At 72.9% G+C, this 16,204-nt stretch carries 3 protein-coding genes and 1 pseudogene; all 4 read left to right on the top strand.

From position 1 onward, the window contains the following. Positions 1–23: 23 nt before the first annotated feature. Positions 24–7,769: pseudogene (locus tag EIZ62_RS09545) on the top strand (amino acid adenylation domain-containing protein); the annotation flags it as partial. Positions 7,770–7,930: 161 nt separating this feature from the next. Beyond that, positions 7,931–8,257, top strand: a complete 327-nt coding sequence (locus EIZ62_RS09540) for a helix-turn-helix domain-containing protein (protein WP_208827843.1) — start codon at positions 7,931–7,933, stop codon at positions 8,255–8,257. Positions 8,258–8,463: 206 nt separating this feature from the next. Further along, on the top strand, positions 8,464–13,926 hold the full coding sequence (locus tag EIZ62_RS09535) for a type I polyketide synthase (protein WP_156692276.1): 5,463 nt from the start codon (positions 8,464–8,466) through the stop codon (positions 13,924–13,926). Positions 13,927–13,997: 71 nt separating this feature from the next. Then, positions 13,998–16,196, top strand: coding sequence for an FkbO/Hyg5 family chorismatase (locus EIZ62_RS32400; protein ID WP_244375582.1), 2,199 nt, complete (start codon positions 13,998–14,000; stop codon positions 16,194–16,196). Positions 16,197–16,204: the final 8 nt, after the last annotated feature.

The raw sequence follows: 16,204 nt of genomic DNA, 5'->3' as shown, positions 1-16,204 counted from the left end.
TGGACACCTCTTCCGACTCGCTGGTCGAGGCGCTTCGGGCTTCGCTGGTCGAGAACGAGCGGCTTCGCCGGCGACACGAGCAGTTGACCGACGAAGCCGGTGAACCGCTGGCCGTCGTCGGTATGGCCTGCCGGCTCCCCGGCGGCGTCAGCACCCCCGAGGGCCTGTGGCGCCTCGCCGCCGAGGGAAGGGACGGCGTCGGTCCGTTCCCCGACGACCGCGGCTGGGACACCGAGGCGCTCTACCACCCCGACCCGGCCCACCCCGGCACCTCGTACGTGCGTGAGGGCGGCTTCCTCCACGACGCGGGCGACTTCGACGCGGCCTTCTTCGGGATCTCGCCGCGCGAGGCGATGACCATGGATCCGCAGCAGCGGCTGCTGCTGGAGTGCTCCTGGGAGGCGCTGGAGCGCGCCGGGCTCGACCCGAAGACGCTCGCGGGCAGCGACTCCGGCGTGTTCGTCGGCCTCATGTACCACGACTACCTGGGCAACACGAGCTCCGGCAGCCTCGCCTCCGGACGGATCTCCTACACCCTCGGCCTGTCCGGCCCGGCCATGACCGTCGACACCGCCTGCTCGTCGTCGCTCGTGGCACTGCACCAGGCGGGCCGCGCTCTCCGCTCGGGCGAGTGCTCGCTGGCCCTCGTCGGCGGCGCCACCGTGATGGCGACGCCGCAGGCCTTCGTCGAGCTGTCGCGGCAGCAACTGCTCGCCCCCGACGGCCGGTGCAAGCCCTTCTCCGCCGCCGCCGACGGCGCCGGCTGGTCCGAGGGCGTCGGCGTCATCGCGCTGGAGCGGCTGTCCGACGCCCGGCGCCTGGGGCACCGCGTCCTGGCGGTCGTCCGCGGTTCCGCGCTCAACCAGGACGGCGCCAGCAGCGGCTTCAGCGCCCCCAACGGGCCGGCCCAGCAGCGCCTGATCCACCAGGCCCTGAACGAGGCCCGCCTGACGCCGGCCGACGTCGACGTCGTCGAGGCGCACGGCACCGGCACGACGCTGGGCGACCCGATCGAGGCGCAGGCCCTGCTCGCCACCTACGGGCAGCACCGCCCGGAGGACCGCCCGCTGCTCCTGGGCGCACTGAAGTCGAACGTCGGCCACACCCAGGCGGCGGCCGGTGTCCTCGGCGTGATGAAGATGGTCCTCGCCCTGCGCCACGGCCAGGTGCCCGGACTGGTGCACCTGGACGCCCCCACCCCGCAGGTGGACTGGTCACAGGGTGCCGTCGAACTGGTCGCCGAGACCCGCCCGTGGCCCGAGACCGGCGCCCCGCGCCGAGCCGCCGTGTCGTCGTTCGGCATCAGCGGCACCAACGCGCACGTGATCCTGGAGCAGGCGCCCGAGCCGGAGGCGCCTTCCGCCGACGCCCCCGCCGCACCCGCGGACGACCGCCCGCTGCCCTGGACGCTGTCGGCCCGTTCCGCCGCCGCCCTGCGCGACCAGGCCGCCCGCCTGCTGGAGTTCGCCGAGGCCGACGAGGACGCCGCACCCGCCGACGTCAGCCGTGCCCTCGCCGCCCGCACCGTCTTCGAGCACCGCGCCGTGCTCGTGGCCCGGCACCGCTCCGAGTTCCTCGACGGATTGCGCGAACTCGCCGCCGGCGGCCAGGACGCCGCCACCGTGACCGGCCGGGCCCGCACCACCGGCCGCACCGTGTTCGTCTTCCCCGGTCAGGGCTCGCAGTGGGCCCGCATGGGGGTCGAACTGCTGGAGACCGAACCGGTCTTCGCCCGTGAGCTCCAGGCGTGTGACGAGGCCCTGCGCCCCCACGTCGACTGGTCGCTGCTCGACGTCCTGCGCGAGGAGCCCGGCGCGCCCGGCCTCGACCGGGACGACGTCGTCCAGCCCGCCCTGTTCTCGGTCGCCGTGTCGCTGGCCGCGGTCTGGCGCGCCCGCGGGGTCCGGCCGGACGCCGTGATCGGCCACAGCCAGGGCGAGATCGCCGCCGCGTACGTGGCAGGCGCGCTCAGCCTCCAGGACGCGGCCCGTGTCGTCGCGCTGCGCAGCCAGGAGATCGTCCGGGTCATGGCCGGCGGTGGCGGCATGGCCGCCGTCGCACTGCCCGCCGGGGAACTGGCCGACCGGCTCGCGCCGTGGGCGGGCCGCCTGGCCGTGGCCGCCGTCAACAGCCCCACGTCCTCGGTCGTCGCCGGGGAGGCCGCCGCCTTGGACGAGCTGGTCGAGCAGTGCAAGGCCGACGGCGTGCGCGCCCGCCGGGTGCCGGTCACCTACGGGTCGCACACCCCGCAGGTCGACGCGTTGCGCGAGGTCCTGCTGAAGCGGCTCGCCCCGGTGCGCCCGCAGCGCTCCAAGGTGCCGTTCTTCTCGACCGTCACCGGCGACTGGCTGGACACCGTCGGCGCCGACGCCGACTACTGGTTCCGCAACCTGCGCCGACAGGTCCGGTTCGCCGACTCCGTCGCAGCCCTCGCCCGTCAGGGCTTCGACTCCTTCATCGAGGTCAGTCCGCACCCCGTGCTCGTCCCCGCAGTCGAGGAGACGCTCGCCGGCCAGGACACCCCGTTCTGCGCGCTGGGCACGCTGCGCAACAACCGGGGCGACCGCGCCCAGCTGCTCACCGCGATGGCCGAGGCGTACACCGGCGGTGTCGCCGTGGACTGGCCGTCGGTGCTGCCCGAGGGATCCGGTGCACCGGCCGAGCTGCCGACGTACCCGTTCCAGCGCAAGCGGTTCTGGATCAACACGGTCACCTCCGGCGACACGGCGGACGAGCCGGACGCCCTCGCCGCCCTGCCGGAGGAGGACGACCGGGACGAGACCCGCGCCGGGCTCCTGACCGGGACGGCGGAGGAGCGGCACGCCGCCGCACTCGACCTGGTCCTGCGGACCGTCGCGGCGGTCCTCAAGCACGGCTCGCCCGACGACATCGCGGTGGACGGCGCGTTCCTCGACCTCGGCTTCGACTCGCTGACGGCGCTGGAGGCCCGTAACCGCCTCAACCGGGCGACCGGGCTGAACCTGCCTGTGGGTATGGTGTTCGAGCAGCCCACACCGGCGCACCTGGCCCGGTACGTCGCGGAACAGGTGGCCGAGCGCGCCGACGGCGGCACGCCGGACGACGGCCTGCTGCGCGTCGCCGCCGAGCGGCGCCGGAACGGGGCCGCCGAACGCCTCCCGCTCTCGTTCGGCCAGCAGCGCCTGTGGGCCCTCGACCAGCTGGTGCCCGACAGCCCCGCCTACAACGTGGTGATGGCGCTGCCCCTGGCGGGTGCGCTGCGGCCCGAAGTGATGGAACGGGCCGTCAACGAGGTCGTCGGACGGCACGAGGTGCTGCGCACCACGTTCCCCAGCGCCGACGGCACGCCCTGGCAGGAGATCGCCCCCACCCTGACCCTGCCCGTCCCGGTCGTGGACGTCCCGGGGGCGACCGCCGAGGAGCGGGAGGCCGCCTACGAGCGGCTCGTCGCCGAGGAGGCGCGGCACGTGTTCGACCTCGCCCGGGGTCCGCTGACGCGCGTGACGCTGTTCCGGCTGGGCGACGACGACCACCGGATGGTCGTCAACCTGCACCACATCATCGCCGACGCGTGGTCGGGCGGTGTCTTCGGCCGCGAGATCGAGGCCGCCTACCGGGCCTTCGCGGAGGACCGGGCTCCGGCACTGCCCGCGCTCCCCGTCCAGTTCGCCGACTACGCTGTGTGGGAGCGCCGCTCCCTGGACGACGACCGGCTCGCCGCCCGACTCGCGAACCTCCGCGCGCTGCTGGGCGACGTCACCGCCGGCTCCAGGCTGCCGACGGACCGGCCGCGCCCGGCCGTCCAGCGCTTCCACGGCGGTGCGACCAGCTTCCGGGTGGAAGGGGAACTGGCCGCCGCGCTGCGCTCCTTCAGCGCCGAGCGCGGGGTGACGCTCTTCACCACACTGCTGTCCGCGCTCAAGGTCGTCCTGCACCGCTACGCGGGCGACACCGGTGACAACGGCGACGTCGTGGTCGGCAGCGCGATGGCGAACCGCCAGCACGAGGCCGTCCAGGACCTGATCGGCTTCTTCGTCAACACGGTCGTCCTCAAGACCGGGCTGGGCGACGACCCCACCGTGGCCGAGCTCCTCGGCCGGGTCGGCGACACGGTCAAGCACGGCTTCGAGTACCAGGATGTCCCCTACGACGCCCTCGTCGCCGAGCTGAGCCCGGAGCGCGGCGCTTCCGCCAACCCGCTGTTCCAGGTCGTCTTCGACATGAAGCGGCACAGCGGGAACTCCGGACCCGGCGGTGCGGCCTTCGCCGACGTGATGGAGGTCCACAACGGCACCGCCAAGTTCGACATCGAGATCTCGGTGACCGAGCTGCCCGACGCGCTGCTCGTGGACGCCGAGTACGACAGCGACCTCTTCGACGACGCCACCATCGAGCGGCTGCTCGGTGGCTACCGGGTCCTGCTGGAGGCGTTCACGGGATCACTCGAGCGACGGGTCTCCGAACTGCCGGTCCTGCCGCCGGAGATCGAGCACCGCATCCTCGTCGAGTGGAACGACACCGACCGCCGGTACCCGGACGAGCAGATCCGCTGCCTGCACACCCTGATCGAGGACCGGACGGACCGCACGCCGGACGCCGTCGCGGTGACCTTCGAGGGCGAGGACGTCACCTTCGCCGAACTCGACCGGCGCGCCAATCGGGTGGCCCACCGCCTGCGGGAGATGGGCGTCGGCCCCGACCAGCCGGTGGCCATCTCCGTGGAACGGTCGGTCGAGATGGTCGTGGGTCTGCTCGGCATCATGAAGGCCGGCGGCGCCTACCTGCCCATCGACCCGACCTACCCGCGCCAGCGGGTGGAGTTCATGCTCTCCGACACCGACCCGGGCATCCTGCTGACCCAGCGGCACCTGGCCGACCGGCTGCCCGAGCACCGGGCGCGGACCCTGCTGCTCGACCGGCCCGAGGAGTTCGCCGACCAGCCGGACACTCGCCCCGCGAACACCGCCGGCATGGACGACCTGGTGTACATGATCTACACCTCGGGCTCCACGGGCCGCCCCAAGGCGGCGATGATGACGCACCGCGGCGTGGTGAACCGGCTGCTGTGGAAGCAGGAGTACTACGGTCTGACGCCGGACGACCGGGTGCTGCAGAAGACCCCGTTCAGCTTCGACGTGTCGGTGTGGGAGTTCTTCTGGCCGCTCATGACGGGCGCGCGGATGGTCGTCGCCCGTCCCGAGGGCCATAAGGACCCGGAGTACCTCTCCACCCTCATCCAGGAGCACGGCGTCACCACCCTGCACTTCGTCCCGTCGATGCTGAGGGTCTTCCTCCAGCACCCGGGGATCGAACGGTGCACCTCGGTCACCCGGGTGATCGCCAGCGGTGAGGACCTGCCCGCCTCGTCGATCCGGGGCGTCCACGACCGGCTGCCCGCCGCGACCGTGTACAACCTGTGGGGTGCGACGGAGTGCTCCGTCGACAGCACCTGCTGGGAGTGCCCGCGCGACCTGGGCGACGGCCCGGTGTCCATCGGCACGCCCATCGCCAACACGCAGATCTACATCCTGGACCGCAACCTGCGGCCGGTCCCGATCGGCGCGGCTGGCGAGGCGTTCATCGGCGGTGTCGGCGTGGCCCGCGGCTACTACAACCGGCCCGAGCTGACCGAAGAGCGGTTCATCCCCGACCCGTTCTCCCACGAACCCGGGGCCACTCTCTACCGCACCGGCGACCTGGCGCGCTTCCTGCCCGACGGGTCGATGGTCTTCCTGGGCCGCACCGACTTCCAGGTGAAGGTGCGCGGCATGCGCATCGAGCTGGGGGAGATCGAGGCGGGGCTGCGCGAACACCCGGCCGTGCGCGACGTGGTCGTGATGGCCCGGGAGATCTCCGCCGACGCGCAGGACAAGCAGCTCGTCGCCTACGTCGTCCCCGAGGACGACGCGCCCGGCCTCCCCGTACCGGCCGGCGCCGGTGAGGAGGAGCGGCTGACCGAGCTGGGCCGGTGGCTGACCACCGAGGCGGGCACGTTCCTGCGCGACCGGGTGCCGGAGTTCATGGTCCCGTCGGCGATCGTCGCCCTGGCGGAGTTCCCGGTCACCGCCAACGGCAAGCTGGACCGCGGCGCGCTGCCGCTGCCGCAGCGCGGGGTGCGGCCGACCGAGAAGGTCGTCGCGCCGCGCACCAGGTACGAGGAGCAGCTGGCGGAAATCTGGGCGGAGGTCCTGGGCCTGGACGAGGTCACCGCCGACCGGGGCTTCTTCGCCCTGGGCGGTGACTCCCTGATCGGGATCCAGATGGTCAGCCGGGCCACGGCCAAGGGCATGGCCCTCACACCCCAGGACGTCTTCCAGAGCCCGACGATCCAGGAGCTCGCGGCGCTGGCCGAGTCGCGCGGTCCGGTCAGGGCGCGGGCGACGGTGGAGCGTGATGCGCGCCTGCTGGAGTGGGCGCGGTCCCTCTACCCGGACGCGGCGGACGCGTACCCGGCCACCGGGATGCAGTGCAACGCGCTGGAGTACGTGGACCAGGCGCCGGACTCGGGCGTCTACATCACTCACCAGCGATTCCAGTTCCAGGGGCAGAAGCTGGAGCCGGTCGCGCTGGAGAAGGCGTGGCAGTACACCATCGAGCAGTTCCCGTCCCTGCGGTCGAGCTACGTGCGGGACGAGGACGGCCGGTGGATCCAGGTGGTCCGCACCGGTGTGAAGATCGGTTTCGAGGTGTTCGACCTGCGGGCGGCCACGCCGGTGGAGCAGGAGCGCCGGATCGCGGCCTTCATCGAGGCGGAGCGGCGGCGCGGTTTCCACGGGCTGCTGCCCAAGACCCGGCTCGGCCTGTTCAAGCTGGCCGACGACCGGTGGGAGTACATCCACTTCTTCACGCTGCTCGCGCAGGACGGCTGGAGCGCCGCGATGATGGTCCGGACGCTCCTGGACACCTACGAGGCCCTGTCCTCGGGCCGTGATCCGCTGGTCATCCCGCCGTCGGCCGCCTACGGAGACTTCTGCCAGGAGCAGTCCGAGAGGGACATGAGCGAGGCGGAGGACTTCTGGCGCGGTCAGCTGGAAGATGTGTCGCTGCCGGGCGCCCCGATCACCCTGCCGGCCGGGGAGCGGCGCGCGGACGTCGCGATCCCGGTCCAGCAGGAGTTCGTGGCGGTGTCGGACGAGGACGCCGCGGCCATCACGGACCTCGCCCGCGGCAACGGACTGAGCGTCAACAGCGTGGTCTACGGAGCCTGGTCGCTACTGCTGGCCGCTATCACGGGGTCCGACCGGGTGGTCAGCGGTGCGCTCATGTCGGGGCGCAGCACCACGTCGGTCGACGTGGACCAGGCGGCGGGTCTGATGTTCAACATCCTGCCGGTGGTCACCACGGTGGATCCGGATGCTGCCCTGCTGCCCTGGCTGACCGGGATCCAGGACCGGATCAAGGCCATCAGCGACTACGAGTACGTGAGGCCGGCGGCGCTGAAGGAGCTGGGCCGGCTACCCGCGGGCGAGCCGCTGTTCGAGAGCTACGTCGTCAACGAGAACGTGCCGGGAATGATCGCGGGGCTGGGCCGGCTGATGTCGGTCCTGGGGGCGGCGACCCCGGTCCAGGTCCTGGCGCAGACCGAGCACCCGCTCAGGATCGAGATCCACTTCACCGACCAGTTCTCGGTGATCGCCGCGAACCACCGGTCCGGGTACTTCCCGGACGGTGCGGTGGCCCGTTGGCTTCAGGAGTACGTGCATCTGCTTTCGGCCATCGTGGCCAATCCTGAGCGTTCGGTCGGCGATTTCGTGGCGGAGTACACCAAGCGGATTGGGGCTGTCAAGTGAAGTCCCCGTAAAGGATGCGGGTTTGGCGAGTTCGGGCCCAAGAATCGGGTACCAAGATCCAGAGGTGCCGTGTTAGGGTCGATCTCGCCAACACAAATCACGTTGTTCCCCCTCGGTGGCTGGTTCAAGTGGCCCCGAGGGGGGCTCACGGGGAGAACTACGTGATATCTCGCATTGTCATGCATCATCGTCCTGCGGAAGAGCTCGCCTCACTGTTGCGTCTGCTTCGTGAGCAGGCCGGGATGACGCAGGAAGAACTGTCCTTCAGTTCCGGTCTGAGCATTCGGACGATTTCCGATCTGGAACGGGGCCGCACCACCACGCCGCAGCGGCGGTCGATCGCCCTGCTGGCCGACGCGCTGTGCATCGAAGGGGACTCGCTGGAGCACTTCCGGCAGGCGGCGAGGGGGCGTTCGGTCGCCCAGTGCCCGTCCTGCTCCGCTCGGCTCCAGTTGGACGAGCTGATCGGGCAGAAGCGTTCCGCTTGATCCTCCAGTCATGGTCCCGTGGTTCACCGGCCGCGTCCGGTGGCCGGTGAGCCGTTCATTCCGCTTCGGGTAAAAACCTTTCCATATCCACTTTCTTTTTCCTCACCCGCCGTCATGCGTCCCAGGCTGCCCGGGTGATTGGTTCGGTGTTCCGTGCGGCGTGCCGGAATGCGCTTTCGGGATGCGTCTGATTAACGGGGGAGACAATGGCTGACGAGCAGAAGTACGTCGACTATCTGAGGCGCGCGACGGCGGAGATACAGGACCTGCGGCAACGTCTGCACACGGCGGAAAACCGGCTCCCGGAGCCCGTGGCAATCGTAGGAATGGCATGCCGGTATCCGGGTGGAGTGGCTTCGCCGGACGACCTGTGGCGGCTGGTGACCGAGGGGCGCGACGCGGTGGCCGAATTCCCCGGTGACCGGGGCTGGGACGTCTCGGGCATCTACGATCCCGACCCCGACGCCGTCGGCAAGAGCTACGTCCGGGAGGGCGGTTTCCTCCAGGACGCCGCCTCCTTCGACGCCGGGTACTTCGACATCAGCCCCCGCGAGGCGCTGGCCATGGACCCCCAGCACCGACTGCTGCTGGAGTGCTCCGCCGAAGCCGTCGAACGCGCCGGCATCCGGCCGGACACCCTGCGGGGCGGCCGCGTCGGCGTATTCAGCGGCATCATGTCCTCCGGCCCGTCCACCGACACCGCCAGCATGGCCGCCGGACGCGTGGCCTACGCCTTCGGCCTCGAGGGCCCGGCCGTCGTGGTCGACACGGCATGCTCCTCGTCGCTGGTCGCCCTCCACGTCGCCTGCCAGGCACTCGCCGACGACGACTGCTCGCTCGCCCTGGTCGGCGGGGCCACCGTCATGACGACCCCCGACACCTTCGTCTACTTCAGCCGCCAGCGCGGACTGGCCACGGACGGCCGGTGCAAGTCCTACGGCGCGGGAGCCGACGGCACCGGATTCGCGGAAGGGGTCGGAGTGCTGCTCGTCGAGCGGCTCTCCGACGCCCGCCGCCTCGGCCACCCCGTCCTCGCGGTGATCCGCGGCTCGGCCGTCAACCAGGACGGCAGATCCAACGGCATCACCGCCCCCAACGGCCCCTCCCAGCAGCGGGTCATCCAAGGCGCCCTCGACCGGGCCGGCCTCGGCCCGGCCGACGTCGACGTCGTCGAGGGCCACGGCACCGGCACCCGCCTCGGCGACCCCATCGAGGCACAGGCCCTCCTGGCGACCTACGGCACCGGCAGGCCCGCCGGCCGCCCACTGCTGCTCGGGTCCGTCAAGTCCAACATCGGCCACACCCAGGCCGCCGCGGGCGTGGCCGGCATCATCAAAATGGTGCAGGCCATGCGCCACGGGACCGTCCCGCCCACCCTGCACGCCGACGAGCCCTCACCCCAGGTCGACTGGACCGTCGGCGACGTCCGGCTGGTCACCCTGAGCCCCGTGCCCTGGCCCGAGACCGGCCGGCCCCGCCGAGCGGCCGTGTCCTCCTTCGGACTGAGCGGCACCAATGCCCACGTCATCCTCGAACAGGCCCCCGAGAGTGCCGGGCCCACACCCACGCGGCCCCACATCGACACCGCCCCCTGGATCCTGTCCGCCCGCACCGAGGAGGCCCTGCGCGCCCAGGCCGCCCGGCTGCGCGCCTGGGCCGACGACCACGAGGACGCCCAACCCGCCGACGTCGCCATGGCCCTCGCGACCCGCCGGACGGCCATGCCGGTGCGCGCGGCCGTCCTCGGCACCGACCGGGCCGACCTGCTGCGCGGACTCGACGCTCTCGCGGCCGGCGAGGCCGACACCCACGTCGCCGGCGTCCGGGCACGCCGACAGGGCGGGCTCGCGGTGCTGTTCACCGGCCAGGGCGCCCAGCGGCCCCGCATGGGCCACGAGCTGTACACGGCGTACCCCGTCTTCGCCGAAGCCCTCGACGAGGTGTGCGCCGCGTTCGCCCCCCACTTCGAACGGCCTCTGAAGACCGTGCTGTTCGCCCGACCCGACACCGCCGACGCGCGTCTCCTCGACCGCACCGCCTACACCCAGGCGGCGACGTTCGCCCTCGAAGTGGCCCTGCACCGGCTCACCGCGAGCTGGGGTCTGCGCCCGACCCTCCTGGCGGGGCACTCGATCGGTGAACTGACCGCGGCCCACATCGCCGGCGTCTGGTCCCTGCCCGACGCGGCGAAGGTGGTCGCCGAACGCGGACGCCTGATGGACGCCCTGCCCGCCGGCGGCGCCATGGTCGCCGTCGCCGCCCCCGAACAGTGGGTGCGCGACCTCATGGCCGCCCTGGGCGCCGACGTGAGCATCGCCGCCGTCAACGGGCCCTCCGCCGTGGTCGTGTCGGGCGAGGACGCGCTCGTCGACAAGGTCGCCGCCGCCTGCCGCGCCGAAGGCGTACGGACCAGGCCCCTGCGCACCTCGCACGCCTTCCACTCCGCGCTGATGGAGCCCGCCCTGGAGGCGTTCTCCGCCGTCCTGTCCTCCGTCAGCTCCCACGCGCCCCGCCTGCCCGTCGTGTCCAACGTCACCGGCGAACTCCTCACCGCCGAACAGGCCCGCTCACCCGAGTACTGGGCCGCCCACGTCCGCGGCACCGTGCGCTTCGCCGACGGCGTCCGCACCCTGCGCGCACAAGGCGCCGCCCGGTTCCTGGAGATCGGCCCGGACACCGCGCTCACCCCGGCCGCCCAGGACACCCTCGCCGGGGTGGACGACACCGGTGACGCGGTGTTCGCCGCCCTCCTGCGGCGCGGCCGCGGCGAGACCGGCACCGTGCTCGCCGCCCTGGCGCGCTTGCACACCGACGGCGTCACCGTCGACTGGGACGCCGTCTTCGACGGCCACCCCGACCCCGGGCTGGAACTGCCCACGTACGCCTTCCAGGGCAGCCGCTACTGGACCGCCCCGCACCAGGACACCGTCGACGCGGCGGGACTCGGCCTCACCGCCGTCCGCCACCCCTTCCTCCGGGCCGCCGCCGAACTCCCGGCATCCGAGGGCATGCTGCTCACCGGCAGGATCTCCGCCGAGACCCAGCCCTGGCTCGCCGACCACGCCATGTGGGGCACCGCCCTGCTGCCCGGCACCGGACTCGTCGAACTGGCGGCACGCGCCGGCGAGGCCGCGGACTGCCCCGCCGTCCGGGACATCACCCTGCACGCCCCGCTGCTCGTGCCCGCCGACACGGCCGTCCACCTTCGCGTAGCCCTGTCGGCCCCGGACGGGGAGGGCGCCCGCGCGCTCACCGTCCACTCCCGCCGCGAGGACGCCCTCCCCGACGACCCCTTCGAGCTCCACGCCTCCGGGACGGTCACCCCCGAACCGGACACCGTCCCCGACACGGCCGGGCTCACCGGCGCATGGCCGCCGGCAGACGCCACCGCCGTCGACATCGACGGCGTGTACGAACGGCTCGCCGCACGCGGCTACGACTACGGGCCCGCGTTTCAGGGCGTCCGTGCCCTGTGGCACCGGGACGCCGAGGTGTTCGCGGAGGTGTCCCTGCCCGAGGCCCGGCACGAGGAGACCGGCGGCTTCGTCCTCCACCCGGCCCTCTGGGACGCCGCCCTGCAGTCCCTCGCCCTGGTCGGTTACGACGAGGCCGACGGCGAGACACGACTGCCGTACGCCTGGCAGGACGTGGCAGTTCACGCCCGGGGCGCCGTCGCCCTGCGGGTCCGGATCGTCGCCGCCGACGAGGAGACCCTGTCCCTGACCGCCGTCGACCACGCGGGCCTCCCCGTGGTGACCGTCGACAGGATCCGGCTGCGCGAGGTGGCGCCCGACCAACTGGTCGCTTGCGACACGACGGACGACGCCCTCTTCCACGTGCAGTGGGCCCCCGCCGACCCGCCGCCGCCCCGTGAGGGCTCCGCCCGCCCGGCGGGCCCCTGGGCGGCACTCGGCGCCGACGACGTACGCCTCTCCGGAGCGCTGCGCGCCCAGTGGGGCGACGGCTCCTGGCACCCCGACCTCAGCGCCCTGCGCCGGTCGCTCGACGCGGGCGCCACCCCGCCCGCCCTGGTCGTGCTCACCCACACCGCCCCGGACGGCACCCCGGCCGACCTGCCCGCCGCCGTCCGGCACGCCGCACTCGCCACGCTCACCACCCTCAAGGACTGGCTGGCCGACGAACGGCTCGCCGCCGCACGGCTCGTGGTGGTCACCCGGGGCGCCGTGGGCGACGCCCCCGCCGACCTCACCGGCGCCGCGGTGTGGGGCCTGCTGCGCACCGCCCAGACCGAGCACCCCGACCGGTTCGTCCTCGTCGACACCGACGGCACCGAGGCGTCGGCCCGCGCCCTGCCCGGCCTCCTCGCTCTCGAAGAACCCCAGGCGGCGCTCCGCGACGGCGAGCCCCTCGTGCCCCGCCTGGCCCGCCCCGCGCCCACCGGAGCCCCGGCGGCGCCGGCACCCGACCCGGCCGGCACCGTCCTGGTCACCGGAGCCCTCGGGGCCCTGGGCGCCGCCCTCGCCGAGCACCTGGTCGTCCGGCACGGCGCCCGCAGGCTCCTGCTCCTCAGCCGCCGCGGCCCCGCCACCGAGGGTGCCGCCGAACTGGCCGCAAAGCTGCGGGACCTGGGAGCCGAGGTCGAGATCGCCGCGTGCGACGTGTCCGACCGCGCCGCGCTGGCCGCCGTCCTCGACGCCGTACCGCAGGACCGGCCGCTCACCGGAGTCGTCCACGCCGCCGGTGTCCTCGCCGACGGCATGCTCGAGACGCTCACCGAGCGCGAGCTGCAGGACGTCCTGCGCCCCAAGGTCGACGCCGCCTGGAACCTGCACGAACTGACCCGCGGCACGAACCTGCGGTTCTTCTCGTTGTTCTCGTCGCTGTCCGGCACCCTGGGCGGTGCCGGACAGGCCAACTACGCCGCCGCGAACGCCTTCCTCGACGCCCTCGCCGCCCACCGCCGGCAACACGGACTGCCCGCCCAGGCCCTGGCCTGGGGAGCCTGGGAGGCCGACGGGGGCATGGTCGACCGGCTAGCCGAGGCCGACCGCGCCCGTGCCGCCCGCGTCGGGCTCACCGCGCTGACGACCGACGAGGGCCTCGCCCTTTTCGACCTGGCCACCGGCACCGGCGAAGCCGCCCTCGTGCCCGCCCGCCTCGACGTCAGGGCGCTGCGCCGGCTGTTCTCCCGCGCCGAGCAGGTGCCGCCGCTGCTGCGGGGCCTCGTCCGGCTCCCCAGGGCCAGGACCGCCGAGCGGTCCGACCAGTCCGCCGCGCTCCGCGCCCGGCTGGCCGACCTGCCGGAGCAGGACCGGGCCCGCGAGGTCCTCGCCGTCGTACGGGAACACGTCGCCGCCGTCCTCGGGCACGCCGGCCCGGCGACCGTGGTGGTGGACCGCGGGTTCCTCGACCTCGGGCTGGACTCGCTCACCGGCATCGAGCTGCGCAACCGGCTCGACGCGGTCAGCGGACTGCGCCTGCCCTCGACTCTGATCTTCGACTATCCGACACCGCAGGCCGTGGCGGACTGGCTGGCCGGGCGCATTATGCCCGCGCCCGCCACGGACACCGCCGAAGCTGACAAGCCCGGGGGCGCCGCCCCCGCGGACCGCCGCACCTCCGAGGCCGCCGAGGCAGCGGAGCACGCCATCAAGAACATGGACGCCGAGGAACTGGTGCGGCTGGCGCTCGGTCGCAACGGCTCGTGACCGGCGCAGGAGCAATGTTCCCAAGACCGGGACTGTAGCCAGCCCGGCACGAGGCCACGGGGGATAAGGCAATGACGAGCAGTACGTACGCACCGACGGTCACCTTCCAGAGTCTGAAGACCGCCGACCGGGTGGCGCCGGGCCGGCACGTCCTGGGCAGGGTCGACTTCACGCACGAACCGTCGGACCCCGGCACGGACGCCGGGCACCCGGTGGTCGGCATCCAGATCGCCAGATCCGTGGAGGAGGGGTTCGCCGAAGTGTGGACCTCGCCCCGGCCGGTCCGGGCGGGCCGGTCGGGCACGCTGTCCTACGCCGTGGACGGCGAGTTCCTGTTCTGCGCCGCGCGCATACCGGAGAGCGACGACTACGTCGACGCCACCGAAACCGCCTACACCGAAGCGGTCGAACTGACGCGCACCCTCGGCTACGGCCGGCTCTACCGCGTGTGGCACTACATCAGCCGCGTCAACGAGGAGAACGCGGCGGGCCTGGAGGTCTACCGGGAGTTCTGCGTCGGCCGGGCCCGCGCCCTCGAACGGTACGGAATGACCGACGACATGCCCGCCGCGACCGTCATCGGCGCGCACGGCGGAGGCATCGTCCTCTACTTCCTCGCCTGCCGCGCCGGCACCCAGGTCAACATCGACAACCCGCGCCAGGTGCCGCCTTACCACTATCCGAGCCGGTACGGCCCCAAGGCCCCCAACTTCGCCCGCGCCACCTATCTCGCCCAGGACGGCGGCGGCGAACAGCTCTACGTGTCCGGCACCGCCGGCATCCTCGGCCACCGCACCATGCACCCCGGCGACGTGGAGGCGCAGTGCCGGCTGGCCCTGGACAACATCGCCCACGTCATCGGCGGCAGGAACCTTTCCGTGCACGGCATCGGACGGGGCTGCACCCTCGACGACCTGCGCGCCGTGAAGGTCTACGTCCGCCACCAGTCGGACATCGCCCGCGTCGAGAGGATCTGCCGAGAGGCCCTCTCGCCGGCCGTCGACATGGTGTTCCTCAACGCCGACATCTGCCGCGCGGACCTGCTCGTCGAGCTGGAGGGCATCGTTGTCCGCGACCACGTCTCGAACCTCCGGCACACGCCCGAGTGGGAGCACCTGCCCGCCGGACAGCAGCCGCAGTGGGGCGACCACCCCGCCTACGAGCGGGTGAAGGCCACCCTCACGGCCGCCCCGCCCCTCGTCCTTCCCGGCGAGGTCCGCGAACTGCGCGACCGGCTCGCCGAGGTCGCCGCCGGCGAGGCCCACGTGCTTCAGATCGGGGACTGCGCGGAAAGCTTCTACGAGAGCACTCCCGACCACACCCGGGCGAAGATCGAAGCCCTGGACGCACTGGCCGGACGGCTCGGCCACCACACCGGGCGCGGCGTCGTCAGGATCGGCCGCATCGGCGGCCAGTACGCCAAGCCCCGCTCCACCCCCTTCGAAGTGGTCGACGGCGTCGAACTGCCCGCCTTCCGCGGCCACATGGTCAACGCCGAGGGCCGGTCCCCCGAGGCCAGGAAGCACGACCCCGTCCGCATGCTGTGGGCCTACCACTTCAGCGACGAGGTCCAGCGGACCCTGCGCGGCCACCGCGGGGCGACCCTGCACGGTGTCCACCCAGGCCCCTGGTCCAGCCACGACGCGCTCGTCATGGACTACACCGGCGCACTGGTACGCGTCGACGAGGCCACCGGCGACCGATTCCTCGGCTCCACCCACTACCCGTGGGTCGGTGAACGCACCGGCGACCCCGGCCACGCCCACGTCGCCCTGCTCGGCTCGGTGATCAACCCCGTCGCCTGCAAGATCGGACCCCGCTCCACACCCGACGGTGTCCTCGCCCTGTGCCGGGCGCTCGACCCGCACCGGGAACCCGGACGGCTCACCTTCATCGTCCGCATGGGCAGCGCCGACATCGGCACCCTCCTGCCCCCGGTGGTCCGCGCCGTCCGCGACGCCGGCCACCCCGTGGTCTGGCTCAGCGACCCCATGCACGGCAACACCGTCAAGCTGCCCTCCGGCATCAAGGTGCGCCACCTCGACCACCTCGTCGACGAGGCCCTCCGCTTCCGCGACATCCTCCGCGCCCACGGCCAACACCCGGGTGGGCTGCACCTGGAGACCGCCGCCGAGGACGTCACCGAGTGCATCGGCGGGCCGGTCCACGGCCCGGACGACGTCGAACGCCACTACACGACGCTGTGCGACCCCCGGCTCAACAGCGAGCAGGCCGCCCACCTCGTCGACCGCGTCTTCGGACCGGCCTGACGCCACCC

It is taken from the genome of Streptomyces ficellus, from assembly GCF_009739905.1.
GTDB lineage: Bacteria > Actinomycetota > Actinomycetes > Streptomycetales > Streptomycetaceae > Streptomyces > Streptomyces ficellus_A.
The sequence above is the reverse complement of the archived record's forward strand: the minus strand, read 5'-3'. Positions and strand labels throughout refer to the sequence as shown.